Origin of the sequence: Pseudarthrobacter sp. BRE9 (assembly GCF_031844305.1) — a bacterium.
Classification (GTDB): Bacteria; Actinomycetota; Actinomycetes; order Actinomycetales; family Micrococcaceae; genus Arthrobacter.
The window spans coordinates 210,468-234,996 of record NZ_JAUZUY010000004.1; the positions used below are offsets into that span (position 1 = coordinate 210,468).

The window sequence follows — 24,529 nt, forward strand, 5'->3', positions numbered from 1 at the left end:
TCCAGTTTACCAAGGCCCGCCCGGTATCCGGCCTCTTCCTTGGCGCTACAGGGGTGCGGAATCCCCGCGATCACAGGCCCGTCGTCCCCAGGGTGTTCGCCACAGGCGGATACGATGCATCGTATGAACAGCGCCAGCGCTCCGGGAGCAATGCAGCCTGCCTCGGAACTCGAAACCGGGCCCGGCTACTCCAGCAAGGGCCGCGTGCTGGCCTGGGCTTCCTGGGACTGGGGCTCGGCGGCCTTCAATGCCGTAATGACCACGTTCGTGTTCACCGTTTACCTGACATCCAACGCGTTCGGCGGCGAAGACAACGCCTCCGCCGTCCTCGGAGCGGCACTGGCCGTCGCCGGCTTCGCCATCGCACTGCTGGCCCCCGTCACCGGCCAGCGCTCTGACGCGGGCGGCCGCCGGAAACTGTGGCTGGGAGTGAACTCGGTCGCCGTCGCCATCCTGACGGCCCTGTGCTTCTTTGTCTTCCCGCGCCCGGAATTCCTGCTCCTCGGGGTATCGCTGATCGCGCTCGGCAACGTGTTCTTCGAATTCGCCGGCGTCAACTACAACGCCATGCTGACCCAGGTGTCGACGCCGCAAAACATCGGAAAAGTCAGCGGCTTCGGCTGGGGCGCAGGCTACCTCGGCGGCATCGTGGCCCTCCTGATCGTCCTGCAGCTGTTCGTCCAGCCCGCCTTCGACTGGTTCGGCGCGTCCACCCGGGACAGCCTCAACATCCGGCTGGTGGCCGTCTTCTCCGCCCTGTGGTTCCTCGTCTTCGCCCTCCCCGTCCTGTTTGCCGTCCCCGAGCTGCCCCGGTCCGCCCGGGCGGACCGGCTGGGATTCCTTGCCAGCTACGGCCTGCTGTTCCGGAGGATCAAGGCGATCTACGCCACCAGCCCGCACACCATCTACTTCCTGCTGGCCAGTGCCGTGTTCCGGGACGGCCTCGCCGCCGTCTTCACGTTCGGCGGCATCATCGCCGCCGGCACCTTCGGCTTTGCCCTCTCCCAGGTCATCTTCTTCGCCATCTTCGGGAACGTGGTGGCAGCCGTCGGGGCGGTCATCGGCGGCTTCCTCGACGACAAGGTGGGGCCCAAAGCCGTTATCACCGGTTCCCTGGTGGGGCTCCTGGTCGCCGGGACCGCCATCCTGGTCCTGGGCAACGGGGACTATGTCTTCTTCGGCATCCAATGGGCCGGCGGCACCACGTTCTGGGTGTTCGGGCTCTTCCTCTGCCTGTTCGTCGGGCCTGCCCAGTCCGCGTCCCGCGCCTACCTGGCCCGGCTCGCGCCGCACGGCGAATCAGGCGAACTGTTCGGCCTTTACGCCACCACCGGCCGCGCCGTCAGCTTCCTGGCGCCCGCCCTGTTCACCCTCTGCATCACGGTGGCAACCCCGCTGGTGCCCGCCGGGGAGGCTCAGCGGTGGGGCATCCTGGGCATCATGGTGGTCCTCTTGGCAGGACTCCTGGTGCTGCTGCCGGTGAAGTCCCCGGAAACAGCATCTATCGCCGTGGTCCCAGCCAGCTGAAAACGCCCCCGGAGTGCTCTTCCAGAGCCCGGCCAGGTGTTGCCAGGCAGACTAGGCTGGTTGTATGAACGTGGACGAAACCAACCTTCCCGGCCTGGGCCGGCGGAAGGATTTCATGACCGCTTCCGGACGCCGCATCGGCGTCGTCGAGCGGCGGGAAGGCCAGACGGAACTCATCGTTTCCACCTGGGACGACCCCGACACCTGCCAGGCTTCCATTCCGCTCACCAGCGACGAAGCAGCCACACTGGGCAACCTCCTGGGTGGCACCCACCTGGCCATGAAGCTTGCGGAGGAACACAAGGACGTCCCGGGCATCGTCACCCGGCAGTTCTCCATCGCCGCGGATTCCCCGTTTCAGAACCAGCCCATGGGCAAGGCGTGCATCCGCACCCGGTGCGGCGTATCGATCGTGGCCATCATGCGCGAAGGTGAGGTGCTGCCTTCGCCCGGGCCCGACGTCGTGCTGCACCCCGGTGACCTGCTGGTGGCGGTTGGCACCCAGGAAGGCCTCGACTCAGCGGCCGACATCCTGCGCCACGGTTAGTTCCTATGGACCCGTTGGCCCTGACCCTCATTGAACTGGGGGCCGTTGTGTTCTGCCTGGGGCTGCTGGCCAGGCTGGCCGGACGGATCGGAATGTCGCCTATCCCCCTCTACCTGCTGGGCGGGCTGGCTTTTGGCGCCGGGGGCATCGTCAAGCTTGAAGGCATGCACGAGTTCGCACATCTCTCCGGCGAGATCGGCGTCATCCTGCTGCTGCTTATGCTCGGACTGGAATATACGGCGTCGGAGCTCTTCACCGGCCTGCGCCGCTCGTGGCAGGCAGGCGTCCTGGACCTGGTCCTGAATTTCCTGCCTGGCGCCGGCCTTGCCCTGCTCCTGGGCTGGGGCGGCGTGGGTGCCATGGTCATGGGCGGGGTCACGTACATCTCCTCATCGGGCATCGCCGCCAAGGTCATCACCGACCTTGGCCGGCTTGGAAACCGCGAGACCCCGGTAGTGCTGTCCATCCTGGTGTTCGAGGACCTGGCGATGGCCGTCTACCTGCCCATCCTCACGGCCACCCTCGCGGGCGTGAGTTTCCTGGGCGGGCTCACCACGGTGGGAATCGCCCTGGCCGTGGTCAGCATGGTCCTCATGGTAGCGCTGCGGCACGGTCACCACGTCTCCAAAGCCGTACACAGCGAGAACTCCGAGGTCTTCCTGCTCAACGTCCTCGGGGCCGCCCTGCTGGTGGCAGGCGCCGCGTCAGCCATGCAGGTTTCAGCCGCAGTGGGGGCCTTCATGCTGGGCATCGCCATCTCGGGCGCCACTGCCCACAACGCCACCCGGATCCTTGAGCCGCTGCGCGACCTGTTTGCCGCCATTTTCTTTGTGGCGTTCGGGCTCAACACCGATCCCTCATCCATTCCCCCGGTCCTTGGCTGGGCCCTGGTCCTGGCGGTGGCCACCACGGCCACCAAAATGGCCACCGGGATCTGGGCCGCCAAACGCGCAGGCATCGCCAGGCCCGGCCGGTTCCGTGCCGGCGCCGCACTCGTGGCCCGCGGTGAATTCTCCATCGTGATCGCCGGCCTGGCCGTTGCTTCCGGAGTCGTCCCGCATGAGCTGGCAGCGCTTGCCACAGCGTATGTGCTGCTGATGGCGGTGCTGGGTCCGCTGGCCGCCCGCTACGTCGAAGCGCTGGCCAGGCCGTTCATCCGCAGGCCGGCCGTCGCCCCACAGCTCTAAGCACACTGGCGGGCTCTGGGCACAGCGGCGATGGGACCAATGGCGGGACCTGTGGCCATGCCGGTGCTGCCGGATTCCGGCTGGTACTGGTTGCGGCTAGATGCTGGTGCGGTGGAAGTTGAGGTGGCTGCGGCTGGCGGTAGGACCGCGCTGGCCCTGGTACCGGTTGCCGTACTCGCCCTGGCCGTACGGATATTCGGCGGCCGAGCTCAGCCGGAAGAAGCAGAGCTGCCCGATCTTCATGCCCGGCCACAACTTAATGGGCAGGGTGGCCATGTTGGACAGCTCGAGGGTGACGTGGCCGGAAAAGCCGGGATCGATAAAGCCTGCGGTGGAGTGCGTCAGCAGGCCGAGCCGGCCCAGGGAGGATTTGCCTTCCAGGCGGGCCGCGATGTCATCCGGCAGCGTCACGGTTTCATAGGTGGAACCCAGGACGAACTCCCCCGGGTGCAGGATGAAGGCTTCGTCCTGCTCCACTTCCACCAGCCGCGTCAGCTCAGGCTGCTCCTGCGCCGGATCGATGTGGGCGTACTTGTGGTTGTCGAACAACCGGAAGAACTTGTCGATCCGGACATCCACGGACGACGGCTGGACCATCGCCGGATCGAACGGTTCCAGCACGATCCGCTGGGAATCAATTTCGGCACGAATGTCGCGGTCAGAGATCAGCACCGTCCCAAATTACCGTATCGGTTATCCACAGCCGCACTTTCCCGTTGTTGCTGTGGCCTTGTGGGGCTAATGTTGCGAATGAAAGCCGCCGGAATGGTCTCCCGGAGGGCGTAACAGAGCTGGGGATGTTTGTGAATAAATTGGTGGCACCCTCTTTTATTGGCGTGCTCTGCGCGTGGGCCTTGGTCGCTTCATCAGCTGCCCCGCCTCCCGCATCGTTGCAGGTCCGCCAGGCAGAAGCAGCGGGTATCTCGCTGGCGGCTCCCGTGGTCCGCGACGCCGGGACGTCCGCCACGGGGGACGGTACCGCCGGAAGCCTCACCCCTGCCGTGGACCCGGACATCCGGGTCGCTTCCCCCCTGCGGCAAACCACCGCGACGCCAAGTGCAACCACCATGCCAAGCGCACCAACCACGCCGGGTTCCACGGCCGCGCCCGTGACAGCCTCACCTTCCACGGCTGGGCTTGCGCCCTCTACGGAAACAGCACCGGCACCGTCTGCCGTTTCGGCGGAGCCGACCCCCCAGACAGTGTCGATCCCCCCGTTGTGGGCGACCGACCAGGAACTGACGTCGCCGCCGGCCACCCGGCTGGCCACCCCGGAATCCGCCGCCGCGCTTCCCTCCACCGAGGCCCTGGTCCCGGACTCCAACGCAGCGGCCATCCTCACCGTATTCACCAGGATCAACGAGTACCGGGTGGCCAACGGCCTGAACAAGGTGAAGTACCACCCCACCGTGGCCGGCTTGTCCCAGGAATGGTCGGACAGCATCGCCAGCCGTGACGTGATCGAGCACCGGGCAAGCTTCTGGACCGATCCCCGCGCCCTGAATCCCAACAACGGCGCCGGGGAGGTCATTGCCATCCGTACCGACCGCGACGCCGCCCAATTGGTGGAATGGTGGAAGGGCTCGCCGGGCCACAACGCCATGCTCCTCGACCCGCGCTTCAACGTGATGGGCGCCGGAATCTCCTACACCAACTCCACCTACCAGATCTGGGGAGTGGTGAACTTCTTCGGCTACACCACGCTGCCGGCAGGAACTCTCGATTCCCCGGGCGGCGCGGGATCCAGCGGCGCCTTCCCGGCACCGCCGCCAAGCCTGTGCGATGCGCCGGTCAAGCACATGCCACCCACCCTTAACCTCGCCGCCGCGGCAATCACCGGCCCCGCCGACCTCGTGTCCGTTGACTCCGCCGGGCAGCTGCTGGGCAGGGCCTCCACCGGGCCCCGCACTTATGCCGCAGCCAAGGTGATCGGCTCAGGCTTCAGCGGAGCCAAGGAAGTCTTCGTCACCGACTGGGACCGGGACGGCGCGTACGACGTCCTGACCCAGTGGACCGGCGGCGACCTGACATTGCACCGGGGCAACGCCGGCGGCGGCTTCCAGGCCGCCATCACCCTCGGTAGAGGCGGATGGAACACGCTGACCCTGGCCGTTGGCGGCTGGTGCGCCAACAACCGGATGCCCCAGATCCTGGCCCTGGACGGCGCCGGAAACCTGTTCCTCTACGCCAACAAGGGAACGGGCGATATCGCAGACCGCGCCACCGTCGCCACCGGTGTTTACGCCTCCCGGCTCTCGATGGTGGACTACGACGCCGACGGCTTCCAGGACCTGCTGGCATTGAGGGGCGACGGAAGCATACAGCTCTACCGCGGGTGGGGCACCACAGCACTCCGCGCAGAGGCACGGCCTACCGTGGCCACCGGCTGGACGGACGTCACAGGGATCCGGGCGCTCCGCAACGTCACCGGGCTGAACTCCACAGGCGTCGCGCTCCGCCGCGCGAATGACACCGTGCAGTACTGGGACCTGAGCGCCGGAAGCCTGCTGTCGCCGTCGACCATCGCCGGACCTTGGGCCGGGCAGCGGCTGGCCCAGTAGGCGGGCGCGGCCGCCGCGGGCTCAAATAGCCGGTTGAAGTTCCAGCACGTGCTTCAGCCGGTCCAGTTGGGCCACATCCGCGCTGACGCGGCGCTGCAGCATTCCGTTCAGGAACCCGAACCTGCGGAGGAAGCCGAAGCGCCCCTCGCGTTTCGCTTCCATGGCGAACCGGACCCGCGTCCCCGCGTCCTCGGTGCTCAGGTAGTAACCGCCCCAGCGGATGGCAGGCCCGGAAACAACATGGAACTGGATTTCGGCGCCAGGGCGCACATTGGTGATCTCAAGGTCGGCGGGGATGCTCAGGCCCGAGCGGCCCGCCACCATTTTCCTGTAGACGGCGCCGGTGGCTTCCGCCGGCCCCTGCACGAGTTTCACGCTGCGGACATCGTTCCGCCACGAGGGAAGATTGGTGGCATCAAGGAGGTACTGGTAGACGGCCATGGCGTCGCGCTCGATGAGGACCTCGTATTCTGCGATTGCCATGAAGATATTTCCTGTGGTTGACGTCGGCTGCCGCAATAGCTGCCTCCCCCAACGTGGCGGCTACCCGGATCAGGTTAGCCAGCGCCCGACGCCCAAACCTAGCCGGCAGCGCCGACGTTATTGAAGAGTTACTGGATGACGTCACGCTCCCCGGGACACGGAACCTGCAGCCTGCAGGGTTGCCGGGAAGCCCGCAGAACTGCGCTAAGCTAAGTTCTGCCCCGCGCGAGCGGCGGTAAATGCGGCTGTAGCTCAATGGTAGAGCGCTAGCTTCCCAAGCTTGATACGCGGGTTCGATTCCCGTCAGCCGCTCTCACATCCCGCTCCCCTCATCTCCGCAGGCCCCGGATCCCATTCGGCGCAGGGGTGTAGTGTCGGTAGCCAGGAACCTTTTCGGTTCCGCTACAGGAGCAATCATGGCTGATAAGTCCCCGCGTCAAACGGCATCAAAAAAGTCCGGCAAGTCCATCAAGGAAAAGCGCGCAGACAAGAAGGCCGCCGCTGCGCCGGCCAGCTCCCTGGACATCACGTCCACCAAGGCCGCTAAAAAGAAGTGAGCGGCCAACAGACCCAGCTGAGCCTGGGCGTCCTGGCCACCACGCGAAAACCTGACGAACGCCGCGTTCCCATCCACCCCCTGCACTTCGAGCGGATCGAACCAAGACTGCGGCAACGCATCATCCTGGAGCAGGGCTACGGCGAGCGCTTCGGCGTCCCGGACAGCCACCTCTCCACCTTGGTGGGGAGAATGGCGCCCAGGAAAGAACTGCTGGCCGCTGCCGACGTCGTGCTCCTGCCCAAACCCCAGCCGGAAGACCTCGCCGACATGCGCGACGGGCAGGTCCTCTGGGGCTGGCCGCACTGCGTCCAGGACCGCGCCATCACCCAACTCGCCATCGACAAGAAGCTCACCCTCATCGCATTCGAGGCCATGAACCACTGGGCCAGCGACGGCGGATTCGGCCTGCACGTGTTCCACAAGAACAACGAGCTGGCGGGGTATTGTTCGGTCCTGCATGCCCTTGCACTGACCGGTTCCACCGGGGACTACGGACGCCGCCTGAGCGCCGTCGTGATCGGCTTCGGTGCCACGGCGCGCGGGGCTGTGACGGCACTGAACGCGCACGGCATCCACGATGTCCAGGTGCTCACCAACCGCGGGGTGGCCGCGGTGGGTGCACCGATCCATTCAGTGAACATCGTCCAGTTCGACCACGACGCCGAGGCCCCCTTCCTGAGCCAGGTCATCACGGAGCGCGGCCGGGTTCCGCTGGCCCCGTTCCTGGCCGAAAGCGACATTGTGGTCAACTGCACGCTGCAGGACCCGAACAATCCCCTGACGTACCTGCGGACAGAGGATTTGGCGGGGTTCCGCCCGGGCAGCCTCATCATTGATGTCTCCTGCGACGACGGCATGGGGTTCAGCTGGGCCCGGTCCACCACGTTTGCCGATCCCATGTTCACCGTAGGTGAGCACATCAACTACTACGCGGTGGACCACAGCCCCTCCTACCTCTGGAATTCCTCCAGCTGGGAGATCAGCCAGGCCCTGCAGCCGTTCCTCGAAACGGTGATGGCCGGGCCTGCCGCGTGGGAAAGGGATGAGACCATAGCGCGGGCCATTGAAATCCGTGACGGTGTCATCCGCAATGAAGCCGTGCTTCAGTTCCAGGAGCGGAGCCCGGAGTATCCGCACCGGGCACTCCACCTGGCCGCCCTGTAAGCACCGGGCCTACGCATGGGTGCCTGGGTGCGGTCCTAGGCACCTGCGCGGCTGACGATCCGCACCGGGCGGCGGCCCTTCAGATCCATCCGGAGCTTCAACCCGCCCTTCCGCGCCAGGATGGCGCCCACGGTCATGGCCGCCAGCGCGGGAACGCCGCCGGAGACCAGCAGGGCGACGTGGGGATCGGCATGTTCGGCGATCCAGCCCAGCATGGGTCCGCCCAGTGCCTGGCCGCCGATCAGCACCATGATGTACAGGCTCATCACCCGCCCGCGGATGCCCATGTTGGAACTGACCTGCACCAGCTGGTTGGAGCCGGTGAGGAACATGAGGCACCAGAATCCGGACAGCACCATGACGGCCCCAAACCAGACCATGGAGGGGGCAAGGGCGGCGAGGCAGAGCATCAGGCCGTACATTCCGGCGCAGAACACGACGGAACGCAGGCGGAGCTGCCGACGGCGGGTGGACGCCACGGCGCCGGACAGCGCCCCGAGTGCCACCAAAGCATTCAGGAGGCCATACCCGCCGGCTCCCACCTGGAAGACGTGGTCCGCGAAGGCGGCGAGCACCACGGGCAGGCTCATGGCGAAGACTGAGATGAAGCCGGCCATGAGCCACGGCCAGTAAATGGTGGGCTTACCCAGGGCGTAGCGCAACCCCTCGCGGAGCATGCCCTTGCTTTTGGGCGTGGGGGCACTGACGTACAGCTGGTCCTTGCGCAGGATCAGGAGCATGGCCACCGTGGAGCAGCAGGCAACGGCGTTGGCGGCGAAGGCCCAGCCGGCCCCCACCGCGGTGAGGAGCAGGCCCGCGAGCGCAGGGCCGATCAGGCCACCCAGCTGGAACGTGGTGGAGTTGACGCTGATGGCGTTCCGCAAATACCGGGGGCCAACGAGTTCGTTGACGAACACCTGGCGCGCCGGCTGGTCAAGGACGGTCACCAACCCCAGGACCAGGGCGATGGCGTAGACGTGCCACACCGTGATCACGCCGGTGAGAGAAAGGGTGGCCAGTGTTGCGGCGAGGATGGCGGCCATGGACTGGCAGAGGATGAGGATCTTCCGCTTGGCGAACCGGTCGGCGATCATGCCGCCCCACGGCCCCAGCAGCAGGGAGGGCAGGAACTGCAGCGCCACGGTGATGCCCACGGCGGTCACCGATCCCGAGAGCTGCAGCACCAGCCAGTCCTGGGCAATCCGCTGCATCCAGATGGCGATGACTGCAATGAAGTGGCCGGCCGCGAAGATCCGGAAGTTGGGCACTTTCAGCGAGATGAAGGTGTGCTTCCAGGGGAGCCGCTCCGCCACGACAGGCAGCGGCTGGGTCTGGCTGTCCGGCGGCGCTGAGCCCGCCGCGTCGATGACTGGTTGGGAGACGGAGGCCGACGAAGGCGGTGGGGGTGCCACAGGAGTGTCCTCAAAATTGCGGGCGGTCTGGGATGTCCTTAACGCTAGGCTGGCGGAGCAGATTATGGAGGCGTATGGTCCCTATAACTCGTATTGCAAAACGCAATAGATCAGCCGGAGGAGAAGGACGGAAAGCATGTTCGAACCAGCCCAGTTGCGTTCCTTCCTTGCGGTGGCGGACACCCTCAGCTTCACCAAGGCGGCCGAGCGGCTGGGCCTGGCCCAGCCCACCATCAGCCAACACATCCGCAAACTGGAAGCGGCGGCCAAACGCAGCCTGATCACCCGGGACACCCGCGATGTGCGGCTCACTGACAACGGCGATGCCATGGCGGGCTTTGCCCGCAACATCCTGTCCGCGCATGACGCTGCGGCGCGGTACTTCTCCGGCTCGGCCATGCGGGGCCGCCTGCGGTTCGGCACCGCCGACGACCTCGCCATCACCGGACTGCCCCGGATCCTGCGTGAATTCCGGCAGATCTACCCGCAGATCAACCTGGAACTGACCGTCGGGCAAAGCGACCAGCTGTACCGCAAACTCAACGCCGGCCAACTGGACCTGGTCTTCGTGAAATGGGTGGCCGGAGCCAAGGACGGCACCGTGGTCCAGCACGACTCGTTCTCCTGGGTGGGGCTGGAACAGACAGTGCTGGAGCAGGGCGCACCCGTGCCACTGATCGCTTACCCCTCTCCCAGCCTGAGCCGGAAACTTGCCATCGATGCGCTGGAAGCCCATGGCAGGACCTGGCGGATCACCTGCACCACCCGCCAGATCAGCGGCGTGCTCGCGGCGGTACGGGCCGGCATCGGCGTGGCCGTCATGCCCACGTCGCTGGTACCCGAGGACCTGAAGATCATCACACGGCGCTTCGACCTTCCGGCCGTGGGGGACGTGGATTTCACCCTGATCCGCAACCCGCTGGCGAACGCCGAGGTCATCGACGCCCTCACGCAATCCATCGTGGGGCGGACCATTAACCGCCAAACTTAACTCCCCGTCGTCGCAATTTCCAGCATTTAGGGGAGTTAGGGACCCCGTGTCCATTGATAGGGGAAGTGCCATCCCCTATGCTGTGTTCCAGGGTCAAGCAGCAGGCCAGTTCACCGAAACAAGCGCCATCCGCATGCCGGAAAGCCGCGCTTGGGACAGGCAGCCAATGACGACAGCCAGGAACACCCATCTCAGTTCTGCGCACGCGCGCCCGTACTCCACAGCACGGCCGTCCACCCGCCAGAACACCCTCGGAACCGGACGCGCCTCCGTAGACTCCGGATACGTGGGAAAACCCACCTGCGACAAATGCCGTACCGACGAGTTCGTCTACCTTGAGTCGTACATTCCGCCCACGTACCGCCGTGACGGAACCGTGGCCACCCTGGGCGAAGTGGCCTACACCTGCACCCACTGCGAGGAATTCTCAGCCCATAACGTCCCGGTCACCTGGACACCGCCCGGCTGGTATCTGGGCTAAAACCGCCTGGTCTCGGGGGAAAAGCGATAAGGCCGGGCAGCCACCATCAGGTGGCTGCCCGGCCTTTCCTTAGCGCTGGGAACGCATCCCGGGCGCTTCAGCTAAGGTGACGCTTCCCGTCCGGAACCGATTAGATCAGCGCGTCCGACAGGTGGTTCGGGGTGCCGAACCGGTGCGCGGTGATGCTGACGGCCTGCTCATGCAGGAACGGCAGCAGTTCCACCCGGCCGGCCTCGGTGACGGCGTGGGCGTAGATGGCCAGGTCGGGCCGTCCGCCGGTCGCTTCAGCGAGCGCCGAGGCGTCTCCACCGATCAGGCGGATGCGCGCACCGGACAGCTTGCCCGCCGAAGCGAGGTGTGCCGCCGAAGCCAGCCAGCCGGCGTCGGACTCCACCGTCACGTCAATGTCCTGTGCGGTGAGCACGGAGCGCAGCTGGGCGGGAAGTTCGACGGCGGTGGACACGGTGAGTGCCGACCCCGCCACAACGCCGGCAGCCACGGTCCGGACGAGGTGAGCCAGCGGCGCGCCTTCGGACAGGCGGATGGTGACCGGCAGGCTGCGGTAGCGGAAGATGTTGCGTTCCGCGCTCAGTCCGGAGACATCCTTTGCCGTGCCGAACTCCCCGGCCCACGCTGCGGCGTCGGAGGCCAGGGCGCGCTGCACGGACTCAAGCTCGGCGGGCTGCAGGGCAGGGCCGGCCGCGTTAAGGATGCGGCTGACGCCGGGGTGCGTAACGGACGCCGTGGCAGTGCTGGCCGCCGGGATCCAGTCGCCCAGGCCGGCCAGGTAATTGGGGCCGCCCGCCTTGGTTCCGGCACCGACGGCGGACTTCTTCCAGCCGCCAAACGGCTGGCGCTGCACGATGGCGCCGGTGATGCCGCGGTTCACGTAGAGGTTTCCGGCCTGGATGCTGTCCAGCCAGATGCCGAGTTCCCCGGAGTTCAACGAGTGCAGGCCCGCGGTGAGGCCGTACTCGATCTGGTTCTGGATGGCGATGGCCTCTTCCAGGCTGTCTGCCGTCATGACGCCCAGGACGGGGCCGAAGAACTCGGTCAGGTGGAAGTAGGAGCCGCGCTTGACGCCGTAGCGGACGCCCGGGCTCCAGAGCCGCCCGGTGTCGTCCAGCTTCTTCGGTTCCACCGCCCAGTTCTCGCCTTCACCCAGGGTGGTGAGGGCGTTGAGGAGCTTGCCGTCGGCCGGCTCGATGATCGGGCCCATCTGGCTGGTGGGGTCCTCCGGGTAGCCCACCTTCAGCGAGGTGACGGCGTCGATCAGCTGGTTGTGGAACCGCTTGGACTTCGCCACCGAGCCCACCAGGATCACCAGTGAGGCGGCGGAGCACTTCTGGCCTGCGTGGCCGAACGCGGAGTAGGCCACGTCCTTGGCCGCCAGGTCCAGGTCGGCGCTGGGGGTGACGATGATGGCGTTCTTCCCGCTGGTTTCGGCCAGCAGCGGCAGGTCCTTGCGGAAGGACCGGAACAGTTCGGCGGTCTCGTAGCCGCCGGTGAGGATCACGCGGTCCACGGCCGGGTGGCTGATCAGCTGCTGGCCGAGCTCCCGCTCGCCCAGCTGCACCATGGTCAACACGCCCTTGGGCACGCCGGCTTCCCACAGCGCCTCCACCATGACGGCGCCGCTGCGGGCGGCCTGCTTGGCGGGCTTGATCACGACGGCGGAGCCGGCGGCGAGTGCCGCAAGGGTGGACCCTGCCGGGATGGCGACCGGGAAGTTCCAGGGCGGCGTGACAACGGTGAGCTTGGCTGGGACGAACGTGGCGCCGTCGACCGTGTCCAGCTTCCGCGCGGACTCGGCGTAGTAGTGGGCGAAGTCCACAGCCTCGCTGACCTCGGGATCGCCCTGTTCGATGGTCTTGCCGGTCTCGCTGGCCATGACCTCCAGGAGGTCGGCCCGGCGGGCTTCCAGGATCTCCCCGGCTCGGTGCAGGATCTCTGCACGCTCGGCACCGGACAGGGCGCCCCACGCCTTGCCCTTGTCCACGGCGTTGGCGATGGCGGACTCAAGGGTTGCTTCATCCTTAATGAAGGCGGCCTTCACCGAGGCGTTGCCCAGGGTGGAGGACGGGACGCGTTCCAGAATGGCCCGGCCCCAGGTGCGGTTGGCGGGGAGGGACGGGTCGGTGTCCGGGGTGTTCCCGAAACCGGTGTGCGGCATGGGCTCCGGGGGAAGGTTGCGGTCCTGGCGGCGGTTGGGCAGCGGCACGCTGTTGTCCAGGGCGTCCAGCGAGGCGAGGAAGCGCTGCTTCTCGCGCTCGAACAGGCCTTCGTTTTCGCTGAGTTCGAACACGGCGGACATAAAGTTTTCCTGGCTGGCGCCTTCCTCGAGGCGGCGGATCAGGTAGGCGATGGCGACGTCGAACTCGGACGGGTGCACCACGGGGGTGTACAGCAGGAGGGAGCCGACGTCCTTCTTGACGGCCTCGGCCTGGCCCTGCGCCATGCCCAGCAGCATCTCGAACTCGATGCCGGCTTCCACGCCGCGCTGCTTGGCCAGGAGCCAGGCGAAGGCGATGTCGAACAGGTTGTGGCCGGCCACGCCGATCCGGATGTTCTTGATCCGCTCGGGGTGCAGCGCGTAGTTGATGACGCTCTTGTAGCTGGTGTCCGAGTCCTGCTTGCTGCCCCAGGTGGCCAGCGGCCAGTCATGCAGGGAGGCTTCCACCTGTTCCATGGGCAGGTTGGCACCCTTGACCACACGGACCTTGATGCCCGCGCCGCCGTTGGCGCGGCGTTCGGCAGCCCAGTCCTGCAGGCGGATCATGGCCGAGAGAGCGTCCGGGAGGTAGGCCTGGAGCACGATGCCCGCCTCCAGGTTCTTGAACTCGGGCTTGTCCAGGATCCTGGTGAAGACCGCAATGGTCATGTCCAGGTCCTTGTACTCCTCCATGTCCAGGTTGATGAACTTTGCCTTTCCGCCGTTGTGGGCGAAGGAGGCTGCGCGCTGGAACAGCGGGGTGAGCTTTTCGACGACGTGTTCCACGGCTTCGTCGAAGGCCCAGGCGGAGTGCGGGGCCACAGTGGAGGAGACCTTGATGGAAACGTAGTCGACGTCGGGGCGCGCCAGCAGGGTGTGCGTGCCTTCGAGCCGGCGCGACGCCTCGTGCTCGCCGAGGACCGCTTCGCCGAGGAGGTTAACGTTGAGCATGATCCCGTCCTTGCGGATCTTGGCGATGGCCGGGCCCAGCTTGGCGTCGGTGGCGTCCACGATCAGGTGACCCACCATCTCGCGCAGGACCTTGCGCGCCATCGGAATAACAACCTGCGGCATAACGGGGGCCATGGTGCCGCCCAATGCCACGGCGCTGCGCATGTACCAGGGCAGGAAGGCCGGAACCTTCGGAGCCAGGGCGGCCAGGTTCCGGGCTGCCACGTTCAGGTCCTCGGGGCGGACCACGCCGTCCACGAAGCCCACGGTGAATTCCAGGCCGTTGGGGTCCTTCAGGACGCCGGCGAGCTGCTGGGCGGAGGCGTCCACGGGGACCTTGGCGGCCTCGGTGAGCCACTGCCGGACCAAGGCGACCGCATCATCGGCGAGGGCCTTCGCCTGGGGGACGTCGACGTCGACGGTCTGCGGCACGGCACCGGCGGAAGTTGCTGGTTCCATTGCTACGTGGGTCATGGTTTTTCCCGATCTTTCTGGCTATGGGAGGAGGTCTTTCCACCAGTATGAGCTTCCGCTCACATAAGATAAAGCGATCTTTTCCAACCAATACAGGTTAGGAAAACCAATGCATTTCCCCTGCAAACGCCCGCTCACCTTTGACGCTTAAAACCCAAACCCCCGCTCACCTTTGACCCCCAAACGGCAAACCCCCGCTCACATTTTGCCCTCAAAACCCCAACGCCAGCTCACCTTTGACCCCCAAACGGCAAACCCCCGCTCACCTTTGACGCTTAAAACCCAAACCCCCGCTCACCTTTTGCCCTCAAAACCCAAACCCCCGCTCACCTTTGACCCCTCAAAACCCCAACGCCCGCTCACCTTTGACCCCCAAACGGCAAACCCCCGCTCACCTTAGGTGAGCGGGGGTTTGCAAGGAGGCGCCCATAAGTGAGCGGGCGTTCCGGGAAATGGCGCCAGAAGTGAGCGGGCGTCGGGAGTCGGTTAGGCGAGGGGGCGGTGCAGCTCCACGAGTTCCTCGTGCCGCGGGCTGTTGGGGTTCATCAACGAGTGCTTGCGGCCGTAGCCGAAGTAGACGGCCAGGCCAATGATCAGCCACACCAGGAACCGCACCCAGGTTTCCCACGGCAGCTGGGTCATCAGGAAGCCGGAGGACAGGATGCCGAAGGCCGGCACCACGGGCATCAGGGGCAGGCGGAAGGTCCGCGGAGCGTCGGGACGCTTGTAACGGAAAATGATCACGGACAGGCAGACGACGACGAACGCCGCCAGGATGCCGATGTTCGTCAGGTCGGCCACTTCCTTGATCGGGAAGACGCCGGCCAGGAAGGCGGAGGTGATGCCGGCAATCCAGGTGACGCGCTGGGGTGTGCCGTGGCGGTCGGTCTTGGAGAACCAGCCCGGGAGGAGCCCGTCGCGGCTCATGGAGAACCAGACGCGGGTGACACCGAGCAGGAAGGTAAGCATCACGGTGAGGATGGACAGCACGGCGAACACCGAGATGATGGTGGCGATGACCGGAAGCCCCACGGAGGTGAAAGCGGAGGCGAAGCCGGCCTTCGGGTCGATGTCCTTGTAGTTCTGCATGCCGGTCAGGACCAGGGTGGCGGCTACGTAGAGCAGCATGGCGACGATGAGCGAGAGCACGATGGCTTTGGGCATGTGCTTCTTGCCGTCCTTGGCTTCCTCGGCGGCGGTGCTCATGGCGTCGTAGCCAAACACGGCAAAGAACACCGTGGCGGAGCCTGCCACCACCGGACCGAAGCCGCTGGGCATGAAGGGGTTGTAGTTGTTGGTGTCGATGTAGAAGACGCCCAACCCGATGATGAAGAGGATCAGGACCACCTTGATGGCCACGGCGACGAGTTCGAACCGGCCGAACGCCTTGGTTCCGCGGGACAGGATCCAAGTGACCAGGAGGCAGACAACAATGGCAGGGACGTTGACGATTCCGCCCTTGCCCTCGTCCACCGTGGAGGTCATCCAGGCCGGCATGTGGATCCCGATGCCGGCGAGGAAGGCATCCAGGTAACCGGAAATGCCGATCGCCACCACGGCCACGATGGCAATGTACTCGAGCAGCAGGTCCCAGCCGATGAACCAGCCGATCACCTCGCCGAGCGCAACATAGCCGTACGTGTAGGCCGAGCCGGCGCGCGGGATCATGCCGGCGAATTCGGCATAGGAGAGCGCTGCCGCAGCTGATGCAAGGCCAGCGATCAGGAAGGAGATCAGCACCGCGGGCCCCACACCCGGGTTGTCACCACTGCCTGCCGCCACCAGTCCTGCGAGGGAGAAGATACCGACGCCGATAATGCCGCCAACGCCGATGGCCGTGAGCTGCCACAGCCCAAGGGACTTGAAGAGGCCGCTGTGCTTGTTCTCCTCTTCAATATCGTCGACGGGTTTGCGCCGCATGATTGATTGGCTCATATCTCTACTGCTCATCAAGATCTCCTGCTTGGGGTGCGGTCCCAGCACGGCGCGCGGAAATGGCTGTGATGGGGGTAACTCGATCCCAACAGTATGCAAGGGTGGTTGCGTTAGATAAAGTGACTACTTCTAACCTATATTCGTTAGTTTCAGTTAGGGATTCGCCATGCTTGACGTCCGTCGGCTCCGGCTGCTCCGGGAATTAAGCATCCGGGGGACGCTGGCGGAGGTGGCCGAGGCACTCCAGTACAGCCCGTCGTCGGTATCCCAGCAGCTGGCCCTCCTGGAGAAGGAAGTGGGCGTGGAGCTGCTCAGGAAGACGGGGCGGCGGGTGCAGCTGACGCCCCAGGCCGAGGTGCTGGTGGCCCATACAGCGCAGCTGCTGGAAACCATGGAGCAGGCAGAGGCGGACCTGGCAGCCTCCCTGACCACCGTCACGGGGACTGTGCGGATCGCGGTGTTCCAGTCCGCGGCGCTGGCCCTGATGCCGGACACCTTGACCCGGATGGCCGCAACCTACCCCGAAGTCAGGATCGAAATGATCCAGCGTGAGCCCGAGACCGCCCTGCATGAGACGTGGGCGCGCGACTTCGACCTGGTGATCGCTGAGCAGTACCCCGGGCATGCGGCCCCGCGCTACCCCGAGCTGGACCGGGTAAAGCTGACCACCGACGCCATCCGGCTGGCCGTTCCCCCGGCGTCCGACGGCGGGCCCGCCATCCGTTCGCTCGAGGACACCGCGGACCTCGCCTGGGTCATGGAACCCAGGGGTGCCGCGTCGCGCCACTGGGCGGAACAGGCCTGCCGCAGCGCCGGCTTCGAACCCGACGTCCGCTTTGAGACCGCCGACCTGCAGGCCCAGGCCCGGCTGATCGAGTCCGGCAACGCCGTGGCCCTGATGCCGGACCTGGTGTGGACCGGACGGGGCACCACGGCCCAGCTGCTGGAGCTTCCGGGAAAGCCGCACCGCACCATCTTCACCTCGGTCCGCCGCTCCAGCGCCCAGCGCCCCGCCATCCTGGCCGCCCGGGAGACCCTCGCTGCGGCCGCCGCCGCAGTGGCAAGGGACGACGCCGGCTGACCGGCCGCCGTCGTACATGTCCCAAGGCGTTGTGTTTCCTGCGTCACTGCGGGCAGGAGGCCGCAGGTCTAGACTGGAGCCGTTATGAATCGAACAATGTTCAAGTCCAAAATCCACCGGGCCACCGTCACGCACGCCGACCTGCACTATGTAGGGTCGGTCACCGTGGACCTTGACCTGCTCGAGGCTGCCGACATCCTGCCCGGCGAGCTGGTGTCCATCGTGGACGTCACCAACGGCGCGCGGCTTGAGACCTACACCATCGCCGGCGAACGCGGCTCGGGTGTGATCGGCATTAACGGTGCAGCGGCGCACCTCATGCACGAGAACGACATTGTCATCCTGATTACCTACGCCCAGATGACCACGGAAGAGGCCAAGGCCTATGAGCCGCGCGTGGTCCACGTGGACGCGAACAACCGGATCATCCAGCTCGGCAACGACCCCGCCGAAGGCCTCACCGCCGGCATGATGCGCCCCCCTTTCGCCCTTAACAACGCCACCGTCTAACCGGAGCGTGCGTCCCGGTCCCTGCTTCCGCTGCGCCCAAAAGGCTGACCCTTGCTAGGGGTGCTGGCCGGGTTCTTCGTGGTCTGGTGCATCATCCTGGTGGGATGGTTCGTGGGCCGGCAGAAGATCCTCGGCGATAACGCGCGGCCCGTTCTCAGCGGCCTCACGTTCTTCGTGGCCAGCCCCGCGCTGCTCTTCGAAACCCTCAGCAAGGCCCGCCTGCAGGAAGTGTTCGCCGAACCGCTGTTGGTCACGGCGGTGGCGGCCATCATTACCGCCGCGATTTTCTTTGCCCTCGCAAAGTTCTGGTTGAAGCGGGCACTCCCCGAATCGTTGATGTCCGCCATGTCCGCCTCGCTCGCGAACTCCGCCAACCTGGGTATTCCCATTGCGGTATATGTCCTGGGCGACGCGAGCTACGTGGCCCCGCTGCTGATCTTCCAGCTGGCGTTCTTCACCCCAATGTTCCTGATGATCCTTGATTCGAGCACCAGCACGCACCGCACCACGGTATTGGGGTTCGTCCTGATGATCCTGCGGAACCCGATGATCGTGGGTTCCGGCCTGGGGCTGCTGGTGGCCGGGACCGGCTTCCAGGTTCCGGCACTGGTGATGGAGCCCATCCACCTGATTGGCGGCGCCGCGATTCCTGCCATGCTGATCGCCTTCGGGATGAGCCTGAACGGCACGCGCCCGCTGCAGGCCTCCGCCGGAAGGCGCGTGGACACACTGTTGGCGAGCGGATTCAAACTGGCGGTCCAGCCGGCCCTTGCCTATGTTTTCGCCCGCTTCGCGCTGGGGATGGACGGGCACGCGCTGTTCGCGGTGGTGGTTACGTCGGCCCTGCCCACCGCGCAGAACGTGTTCGTGGCCGCCAGCCGCTACCAGACCGGGCTGACCGTGGCGAAGGACACCGTGCTGATCACCACCGTGGTGGCAGTGCCGGCGATGATCGGCGTCGCGCTGTTGTTGGCATAGCTTTTGACCATAACTGCTGCCTGGAGGGCTGATGAACACTGTTCTTGACACCGTGGTGATCGGCGGGGGCGCCATGGGCTCTGCCGCCGCGTGGGCGTTGTCCCGCCGGGGGCGGCAGGTGACGCTGGTGGAGCAGTTCGGTCCCGGGCACAGGATCGGCGCGTCCCATGGGGCGACCAGGAACCTGAACCCGGGCTACCACCGGCCGGAATACGTGGCCATGCTCGCCGAGGGGCTGGCACTGTGGGACGAGCTGGAGCAGGAAAGCGGTGTGCAGTTGCTGGCGCGCACCGGCGTCGTCAACCACGGCCCGGGCGGGGACCTCCAGAAGGTTTCAGATGCGCTCACCGCGGCCGGGATCCGCGCGGAATTCCTGGACGTGGCGGAGGCCGGCGAACGGTGGCGGGGCATCCGTTTCGACCAGCAGGTCCTGCACATGCCCGACGGCGGCCAGCTCAACCCGGAAGCCGCGTTGCCGGCCTTCCAGCGGCTGGCCTCCGCCCGGGGCGCCGAGATCAGGCACCACACCAAAGTGGTGGACTTTGAGGAGTTCGACGACGGCGTGCGGCTGACGCTCGAATCGGCTGCGGGCACTGAGGTGGTCACGGCAGCGCAGGCAGTGGTGACGGCGGGCGGCTGGACCGGGAAGCTGCTGGAGATGGCTTCAGGAAAGGTTCCGGGCAGCGATTCACGCAGCGACGCTGCCGGGATCCGGATTCCCCGGCTCAGGGTGACACAGGAGCAGCCGGCCCATTTCCGTGTGGCGGACGCCGGCGCGGTGTGGCCCGGCTTCAACCACTACCCGGGCCCGGACTACCGGGGCTGGTACTCCCCGGTCTACGGCATGCAGACTCCGGGGGAGGGCATCAAGGCCGGCTGGCACGGCGTGGGCCCCGTGGTGGACCCGGACCACCGCGACTTCCGGCCCGAACCAGCGCAGCTCGCCGCGCTGCAGGACTACGCGCGGCAGTGGCTGCCGGGCGTGGACCCCGATGACCTCGAGGCCATCAGCTGCACCTACACCACCACCCCGGACGAGGACTTCATCCTGGACCGGGTGGGCCCCGTGGTGATCGGCGCCGGTTTCTCCGGCCACGGCTTCAAGTTCACGCCGGTGGTGGGACGGATCCTGGCAGATCTTGCCACCGGGACCCGGCCGGCGCCGCAGATCTTCCGCGCGTCCCGCTAGGGATCCTAGCTGGCGCGGCCCTCGGGGCTGGGCACCGGTTCTTGTTCCGCAGGTTCCGCCATTTCGGCCTTCACCGCGGGCATGGCCAGCACCGCCGCAACGGTCAGGAGCCCGGCCACCAGCGCCGCAAGGAACACGGCCCCGGATGCGGAGATCACGGTGGCCGGGTCCCCCTCGCCGCCGCTGCTGCCGCCGTAGATGGAGTTGGCCACGGCCCCGAAGACGGCGACGCCCAGGGCACTGCCGATGGAGCGGGCAAACATGTTGGTGCTGGTCACCACGCCGCGTTCGTGCCAAGGGACGCTGGACTGGGCGGCGATCAGGGTGGGGGTGGCCAGCAGGCCCAGGCCGAGCCCGACGACGAAGCAGCTGATGGCGATCAGCGCCACGTTGGGTGCGCCGGCCGTCAGCGACAGAATCAGCAGGCCCACCACGGAAATGGCGATGCCGATCAGGGCGGTGGACTTGAAACCGATCCGCAGGTAGAACTTTCCGGCCTGCGAGGCGCTGAGCGGCCAGCCGAGGGTCAGGGCGGCAAGGGCCAGGCCCGCCACCAGGGGCGAGGAAGACAGTGCCCCCTCAAGGAAGGTGGGCACGTAGGAGGTCAGGCCGATCATCACGGTGCCAACCCCGAAGGACACCAGCGCGGTGGTGCCCAGCAGGCGCCGCGAGACCACCCAGGAGGGCAGGATGGGTTCGGCCGCCCGCCGCTCCACCAGGAGGAACGCGGCCAGCAGGACTGCGCCCACCACGAAGACGCCGATGCTGATGGGCGAGTTCCATGCCCAGGCCTGGCCGCCCTGGAGGGCGCCGAGGATGAGCAGGCCAAGGGAGCCGGCCAGGAGCACGGCGCCGGCGTAGTCCACCTTATGCTTTGCGCGTTCCACGTTTTCGTGGAGGGTGCGGACCAGCATCCAGCCGGCCAGCAGGCAGAGCGGGACGTTGACCAGGAAGATGCCGCGCCAGATGCCCAGCGCGGAGAAAATGCCGCCCAGGCTGGGACCCACCACGGAGGAGATGGCCCAGACGCTGGCCAGGTAGCCCTGGACCTTGGCGCGCTCCTGCAGCGTATAGATATCCCCGGCAATGGTGATGGACACCGGCAGCACCGCGCCGGCACCCAGTCCCTGCAGGGCGCGGAACGCAATCAGGGACGGCATGCTCCAGGCCAGGCCGCAGAGCACCGAGCCCAGCAGGAACAGGCCGATGCCGGTCAGGATGATGGGCTTGCGGCCCGCCATGTCCGAAAGTTTGCCGTAAATGGGCACGGTCACGGCCTGCGCCAGCAGGTAGGCGGAGAAGAGCCAGGGGAAGGAGGAGAAGCCGCCCACGTCACGGACGATCGACGGCACGGCCGTGGCCACGATGGTGGAGTCGATGGCCACGAGTCCGGTGGACAGCATCAGGGCGATGAGGATGGGCCCGCGGTCGGACCGGAAGCCTACGCCTCCTTTTGCGTTCGCTGTTGCCTTCGGCATCTCAGACCCGGACCATTCCGGCGGCCTCGGCCAGCAGTTCGACGGACCGCAGGCGCGCCCCGGTCTCCGGGCTCTGGTGCGCCACGATGAGTTCGTCGGCGTCGGCGTGCTTTCCGAAGCTGTCCAGGTAGTCAATGACCGCGTCGGGCGTCCCCACTGCGGAGTACGTCATCATCTGTGCCACGTGGCGTCCCTGCGGCGAGTCGAGGATCATGTCCGCCTCGTCGTCGGTGAATTCGCGGCCGCCGCCGAAGAACAGGGAGACGCGGGCGCGCTTGGTGGCCTGGAACATTTCCTGCGCCTCGGAGGCGGAGTCGGCGGCGATGACGTTGACGCCGGCGATCACGTGCGGGGCATCCAGCTGGGCGGACGGCTTGAACTCGCGGCGGTAGATGGCCACGGCCTCCTGCAGCGCGGCCGGGGCGAAGTGGGAGGCAAAGGCGTAGGGCAGGCCCAGCTGCGCGGCCAGGCGGGCACCGAACAGGGACGAGCCCAGGATGTACAGCGGCACGTTGGTGCCCTTGCCCGGGGTGGCCTCGACGCCCTGGATGCGGGTGGGCCCGGTCAGGTACCCCTGCAGTTCAAGGACATCCTGCGGGAAGCTGTCGGCCGACATGGGGTCCCGGCGGAGCGCGCGCATGGTGTTCTGGTCGCTGCCGGGTGCGCGGCCCAGGCCCAGGTCGATCCGCCCGGGGTGCAGGGTTTCCAGGGTGCCGAACTGCTCGGCGATGGTGAGCGGCGAGTGGTTGGGAAGCATCACGCCGCCGGCGCCGAGGCGGATACTTTCGGTGTGCGCGGCCACGTGGGCGATCAGCACGCTCGTCGCGGAGGAAGCAATCGAGGACATGTTGTGGTGCTCGGCGTACCAGACGCGCCGGTAGCCCAGTTTCTCGGCGCTCTGCGCCATGGCCACGCTGCCCGCGAAGCTCTCCGCCGCCGTCTGGCCTTTGCCGATGGTTGCCAGGTCAAGGATGGAGAGGGGAAGAGTCACGTCGGGTGCCGGCCTTTCAAAAACGTTTCGTAGGTCGTGCCGGCCGGATTGCGGCGGGCACTAGAGGTGTAACGACGGCGGAGCCCGGCTTATTTCTGTGATCTGCGGAATACTCAGCACACTGATGAGGTTGCCGCCCCTATGAGCCATGATTCAACGAAGCAGCTGGAACTGTCCGCAACGATTGACCTCAAGGACCTGGGAACCGTGCACCGGCTCGGTTTTGGTGCCATGCGCATCGTGGGTGACGGCGTCTGGGGTGAGCCCGCAGACCGGCAGGCCGCCGTGGCCGTGGTGCGCCGCGCCGTCGAACTCGGCGTCGACTTCATCGACACCGCCGATTCCTATGGCCCCAACATCAGTGAAGAAATCATCGCCGAGGCGCTCCACCCCTACAAGGAGGGGCTGAAGATCGCCACCAAGGTTGGGTTCACCCGGACCGGGCCGCACAAGTGGGTTCCCGTGGGCCGGCCGGAATACCTGCGCCAGCAGACGGAACTGAGCCTGCGCAAGCTGAAGGTGGAGACGCTGGACCTGCTGCAGCTGCACCGGATCGATCCCAAGGTGGACGCCGAAGAGCAGTTCGGCGTGCTGCGCGAACTCCAGGACGAAGGCAAGGTCCGCGCCCTGGGCCTGTCCCAGGTGAGCGTGGCCGAGCTCGAAGCCGCCGGTAAGCACTTCACGGTGTCCACGGTCCAGAACCGGTACAACCTGACGGACCGCAGCTCCGAGGACGTGCTGCGCTACTCGGAGGAAAACGGCATCGGGTTCATCCCGTGGGCCCCCATTTCCGCGGGCGAGCTGGCCCAGCCGGGAGGACCGCTGGACGAGGCCGCCAAGCGCCTGGGCGCCACCACGTCCCAGGTGGCCCTGGCCTGGCTGCTGCGCCGCTCCCCCGTGATGATGCCCATTCCCGGCACCGGTTCCGTGCAGCACCTCGAAGAGAACATGGCTGCCGCCGGCGTCTCGCTCGACGACGACACGTACGCGGAGCTCGAAGCGGCCGGCAAGTAAAGAACCCGGTACGTAAAGAACCCAGGACAGGAGCTACACCATGGCAAACATTTTGATGGTCGTTTCGGCCGCGGATTCCCTCACCATGAAGGACGGCAGCGAACACCCCACGGGCTACTGGGCAGAGGAACTGGTGGTGTCCCACCAGACCCTGACCGAGGCCGGCAACACAGTGGACATCGCGACGCCCGGCGGAAAGAAGCCCACCGTGGACCAGGTCAGCCTGGCCCCCGGGTCCGCAGGCGGCGAGGAACGCGCGCAGGGGTTCCGGGACTACCTGGACAAGATCGACAGCGAGCTGGCGCACCCGCTGGTCCTTGCCGACGTCGACCCTGCCGCCTACGACGCCGTGGTGATGCCCGGCGGCCACGGCCCCATGGCCGACCTCTACAAGGACGCCGACCTGGGCCGCCTGCTGGTGGCAGCCAAAAAGGACGGCAAAATCATCGCGCCGTTCTGCCACGGTCCGGCGGGGCTGCTGAGCGCAACGGACGACGACGGCGGGTTCGCTTTCAAGGGCCGGCGCCTCACAGTCTTCACCAACGAGGAAGAGCTGGGCGGCGGGACCGGCGAGAACACCCCGTGGCTCGTAGAGGACGCGCTCAAGGAGAAGGGGGCGGTGATCGAAAACGGTGCCGCCTGGACCTCCAACGTGGTGCGCGACGGCAACCTCATCACCGGGCAGAACCCGCAGTCCAGCGAGGACGTGGCCAAGGAAGTCCTGGCTGCGCTGCCCTGAGTACTGCCGCTTTCCAGGCAATAGCAGAGGGGACCAGTTCGCAATGAACTGGTCCCCTCCTTGCG

The 24,529-nt window shown here is 66.5% G+C and carries 21 protein-coding genes and 1 tRNA gene; 15 read left to right on the forward strand and 7 right to left on the reverse strand.

The genetic code is table 11. The features are described 5' to 3' along the window. Window positions 1-123: 123 nt before the first annotated feature. From Q9R31_RS10750 to Q9R31_RS10760, 3 genes are all read left to right on the forward strand, one after another. Window positions 124-1,527, forward strand: a complete 1,404-nt coding sequence (locus tag Q9R31_RS10750; RefSeq protein WP_311262716.1) for an MFS transporter — start codon at window positions 124-126, stop codon at window positions 1,525-1,527. A gap of 64 nt (window positions 1,528-1,591) precedes the next feature. Next, window positions 1,592-2,074 carry a cation:proton antiporter regulatory subunit gene (locus tag Q9R31_RS10755; RefSeq protein WP_018769969.1) on the forward strand — a complete coding sequence of 161 codons (483 nt, stop codon included), beginning with the start codon at window positions 1,592-1,594 and terminating at the stop codon, window positions 2,072-2,074. Window positions 2,075-2,079: 5 nt separating this feature from the next. Next, complete coding sequence (locus Q9R31_RS10760) at window positions 2,080-3,261, forward strand: cation:proton antiporter (RefSeq protein WP_311262717.1); 1,182 nt, start codon at window positions 2,080-2,082, stop codon at window positions 3,259-3,261. A 96-nt stretch (window positions 3,262-3,357) separates the two neighbouring features. Here the strand turns inward: Q9R31_RS10760 and dcd are convergent, their stop codons facing one another. Further along, the gene (gene dcd / locus Q9R31_RS10765) at window positions 3,358-3,933 is read right to left on the reverse strand and encodes a dCTP deaminase (protein ID WP_018769967.1); all 576 of its coding nucleotides are present in this window, start codon (window positions 3,931-3,933) and stop codon (window positions 3,358-3,360) included. A gap of 125 nt (window positions 3,934-4,058) precedes the next feature. Here dcd and Q9R31_RS10770 point away from each other — a divergent pair, with 125 nt between their 5' ends. Continuing rightward, on the forward strand, window positions 4,059-5,822 hold the full coding sequence (locus tag Q9R31_RS10770; RefSeq protein WP_397428233.1) for a CAP domain-containing protein: 1,764 nt from the start codon (window positions 4,059-4,061) through the stop codon (window positions 5,820-5,822). 21 nt (window positions 5,823-5,843) lie between these two features. On the opposite strand, the gene Q9R31_RS10775 is transcribed toward Q9R31_RS10770, so the two are convergent. Continuing rightward, window positions 5,844-6,305, reverse strand: a complete 462-nt coding sequence (locus tag Q9R31_RS10775; protein WP_311262719.1) for an SRPBCC family protein — start codon at window positions 6,303-6,305, stop codon at window positions 5,844-5,846. A 241-nt stretch (window positions 6,306-6,546) separates the two neighbouring features. Between Q9R31_RS10775 and Q9R31_RS10780 the strand changes: the two genes are divergently transcribed. The 3 genes from Q9R31_RS10780 (at window position 6,547) to Q9R31_RS10790 (ending at window position 8,028) form a co-directional block, all read left to right on the forward strand. Beyond that, window positions 6,547-6,617: transfer RNA gene (locus Q9R31_RS10780), tRNA-Gly, on the forward strand. A gap of 104 nt (window positions 6,618-6,721) precedes the next feature. Next, the gene (locus tag Q9R31_RS10785; protein ID WP_168223187.1) at window positions 6,722-6,862 is read left to right on the forward strand and encodes a hypothetical protein; all 141 of its coding nucleotides are present in this window, start codon (window positions 6,722-6,724) and stop codon (window positions 6,860-6,862) included. Then, on the forward strand, window positions 6,859-8,028 hold the full coding sequence (locus Q9R31_RS10790) for a N(5)-(carboxyethyl)ornithine synthase (RefSeq protein ID WP_311262720.1): 1,170 nt from the start codon (window positions 6,859-6,861) through the stop codon (window positions 8,026-8,028). Before Q9R31_RS10785 ends, Q9R31_RS10790 begins: the two co-directional genes overlap by 4 nt. A 35-nt stretch (window positions 8,029-8,063) precedes the next feature. Here the strand turns inward: Q9R31_RS10790 and Q9R31_RS10795 are convergent, their stop codons facing one another. Beyond that, complete coding sequence (locus Q9R31_RS10795) at window positions 8,064-9,440, reverse strand: MFS transporter (protein ID WP_311262721.1); 1,377 nt, start codon at window positions 9,438-9,440, stop codon at window positions 8,064-8,066. A 136-nt stretch (window positions 9,441-9,576) separates the two neighbouring features. On the opposite strand from Q9R31_RS10795, the gene Q9R31_RS10800 reads away from it, so the two are divergent. Then, window positions 9,577-10,431 carry a LysR substrate-binding domain-containing protein gene (locus tag Q9R31_RS10800; protein ID WP_311262722.1) on the forward strand — a complete coding sequence of 285 codons (855 nt, stop codon included), beginning with the start codon at window positions 9,577-9,579 and terminating at the stop codon, window positions 10,429-10,431. 286 nt (window positions 10,432-10,717) lie between these two features. After that, window positions 10,718-10,912 (forward strand): hypothetical protein, encoded by a 195-nt coding sequence (locus Q9R31_RS10805; RefSeq protein ID WP_311262723.1) that lies wholly within the window; start codon window positions 10,718-10,720, stop codon window positions 10,910-10,912. A gap of 130 nt (window positions 10,913-11,042) precedes the next feature. Here Q9R31_RS10805 and Q9R31_RS10810 read toward each other — a convergent pair whose 3' ends face one another. Both Q9R31_RS10810 and Q9R31_RS10815 read right to left on the reverse strand, forming a co-directional pair. Further along, entirely contained in the window at window positions 11,043-14,549 is a 3,507-nt protein-coding gene (locus Q9R31_RS10810) for a bifunctional proline dehydrogenase/L-glutamate gamma-semialdehyde dehydrogenase (protein WP_311262724.1), read from the reverse strand. Window positions 14,550-15,035: 486 nt separating this feature from the next. Beyond that, window positions 15,036-16,484, reverse strand: coding sequence for an amino acid permease (locus Q9R31_RS10815; RefSeq protein ID WP_397428234.1), 1,449 nt, complete (start codon window positions 16,482-16,484; stop codon window positions 15,036-15,038). Between the two features lie 166 nt (window positions 16,485-16,650). On the opposite strand from Q9R31_RS10815, the gene Q9R31_RS10820 reads away from it, so the two are divergent. The 4 genes from Q9R31_RS10820 to Q9R31_RS10835 all read left to right on the forward strand — a co-directional run bounded on the left by Q9R31_RS10820 (window position 16,651) and on the right by Q9R31_RS10835 (window position 20,242). Continuing rightward, on the forward strand, window positions 16,651-17,565 hold the full coding sequence (locus Q9R31_RS10820; protein WP_311262726.1) for a LysR substrate-binding domain-containing protein: 915 nt from the start codon (window positions 16,651-16,653) through the stop codon (window positions 17,563-17,565). Between the two features lie 84 nt (window positions 17,566-17,649). Continuing rightward, window positions 17,650-18,075 (forward strand): aspartate 1-decarboxylase, encoded by a 426-nt coding sequence (gene panD, locus Q9R31_RS10825; protein ID WP_311262727.1) that lies wholly within the window; start codon window positions 17,650-17,652, stop codon window positions 18,073-18,075. 51 nt (window positions 18,076-18,126) lie between these two features. Then, entirely contained in the window at window positions 18,127-19,053 is a 927-nt protein-coding gene (locus tag Q9R31_RS10830; RefSeq protein ID WP_311262728.1) for an AEC family transporter, read from the forward strand. Window positions 19,054-19,084: 31 nt separating this feature from the next. Next, entirely contained in the window at window positions 19,085-20,242 is a 1,158-nt protein-coding gene (locus tag Q9R31_RS10835; RefSeq protein WP_311262729.1) for an FAD-dependent oxidoreductase, read from the forward strand. A gap of 5 nt (window positions 20,243-20,247) precedes the next feature. Here Q9R31_RS10835 and Q9R31_RS10840 read toward each other — a convergent pair whose 3' ends face one another. Beyond that, complete coding sequence (locus tag Q9R31_RS10840; RefSeq protein WP_311262730.1) at window positions 20,248-21,720, reverse strand: MFS transporter; 1,473 nt, start codon at window positions 21,718-21,720, stop codon at window positions 20,248-20,250. Window position 21,721: 1 nt separating this feature from the next. Then, window positions 21,722-22,711, reverse strand: a complete 990-nt coding sequence (locus Q9R31_RS10845) for an LLM class flavin-dependent oxidoreductase (protein ID WP_311262731.1) — start codon at window positions 22,709-22,711, stop codon at window positions 21,722-21,724. 141 nt (window positions 22,712-22,852) lie between these two features. On the opposite strand from Q9R31_RS10845, the gene Q9R31_RS10850 reads away from it, so the two are divergent. Together Q9R31_RS10850 and Q9R31_RS10855 are read left to right on the forward strand one after the other, a co-directional pair. Continuing rightward, complete coding sequence (locus Q9R31_RS10850) at window positions 22,853-23,725, forward strand: aldo/keto reductase (RefSeq protein ID WP_311262732.1); 873 nt, start codon at window positions 22,853-22,855, stop codon at window positions 23,723-23,725. Between the two features lie 40 nt (window positions 23,726-23,765). Beyond that, on the forward strand, window positions 23,766-24,464 hold the full coding sequence (locus Q9R31_RS10855) for a type 1 glutamine amidotransferase domain-containing protein (RefSeq protein WP_311262733.1): 699 nt from the start codon (window positions 23,766-23,768) through the stop codon (window positions 24,462-24,464). Window positions 24,465-24,529 lie beyond the last annotated feature (65 nt).

Excerpts from the sequence above, each read along its gene's own strand:
- Q9R31_RS10755 (WP_018769969.1), top strand. The coding sequence starts at position 1,592 with ATGAACGTGGACGAAACCAACCTTCCCGGCCTGGGCCGGCGGAAGGAT.
- panD (WP_311262727.1), top strand. The coding sequence starts at position 17,650 with ATGAATCGAACAATGTTCAAGTCCAAAATCCACCGGGCCACCGTCACG.
- Q9R31_RS10770 (WP_397428233.1), top strand. The coding sequence starts at position 4,059 with ATGTTTGTGAATAAATTGGTGGCACCCTCTTTTATTGGCGTGCTCTGC.
- Q9R31_RS10750 (WP_311262716.1), top strand. The coding sequence starts at position 124 with ATGAACAGCGCCAGCGCTCCGGGAGCAATGCAGCCTGCCTCGGAACTC.
- Q9R31_RS10775 (WP_311262719.1), bottom strand. The coding sequence starts at position 6,305 with ATGGCAATCGCAGAATACGAGGTCCTCATCGAGCGCGACGCCATGGCC.
- Q9R31_RS10855 (WP_311262733.1), top strand. The coding sequence starts at position 23,766 with ATGGCAAACATTTTGATGGTCGTTTCGGCCGCGGATTCCCTCACCATG.
- Q9R31_RS10760 (WP_311262717.1), top strand. The coding sequence starts at position 2,080 with ATGGACCCGTTGGCCCTGACCCTCATTGAACTGGGGGCCGTTGTGTTC.
- Q9R31_RS10820 (WP_311262726.1), top strand. The coding sequence starts at position 16,651 with ATGCTTGACGTCCGTCGGCTCCGGCTGCTCCGGGAATTAAGCATCCGG.
- Q9R31_RS10850 (WP_311262732.1), top strand. The coding sequence starts at position 22,853 with ATGAGCCATGATTCAACGAAGCAGCTGGAACTGTCCGCAACGATTGAC.
- Q9R31_RS10835 (WP_311262729.1), top strand. The coding sequence starts at position 19,085 with ATGAACACTGTTCTTGACACCGTGGTGATCGGCGGGGGCGCCATGGGC.
- Q9R31_RS10800 (WP_311262722.1), top strand. The coding sequence starts at position 9,577 with ATGTTCGAACCAGCCCAGTTGCGTTCCTTCCTTGCGGTGGCGGACACC.
- Q9R31_RS10815 (WP_397428234.1), bottom strand. The coding sequence starts at position 16,484 with ATGAGCCAATCAATCATGCGGCGCAAACCCGTCGACGATATTGAAGAG.
- Q9R31_RS10810 (WP_311262724.1), bottom strand. The coding sequence starts at position 14,549 with ATGACCCACGTAGCAATGGAACCAGCAACTTCCGCCGGTGCCGTGCCG.
- Q9R31_RS10785 (WP_168223187.1), top strand. The coding sequence starts at position 6,722 with ATGGCTGATAAGTCCCCGCGTCAAACGGCATCAAAAAAGTCCGGCAAG.
- Q9R31_RS10840 (WP_311262730.1), bottom strand. The coding sequence starts at position 21,720 with ATGCCGAAGGCAACAGCGAACGCAAAAGGAGGCGTAGGCTTCCGGTCC.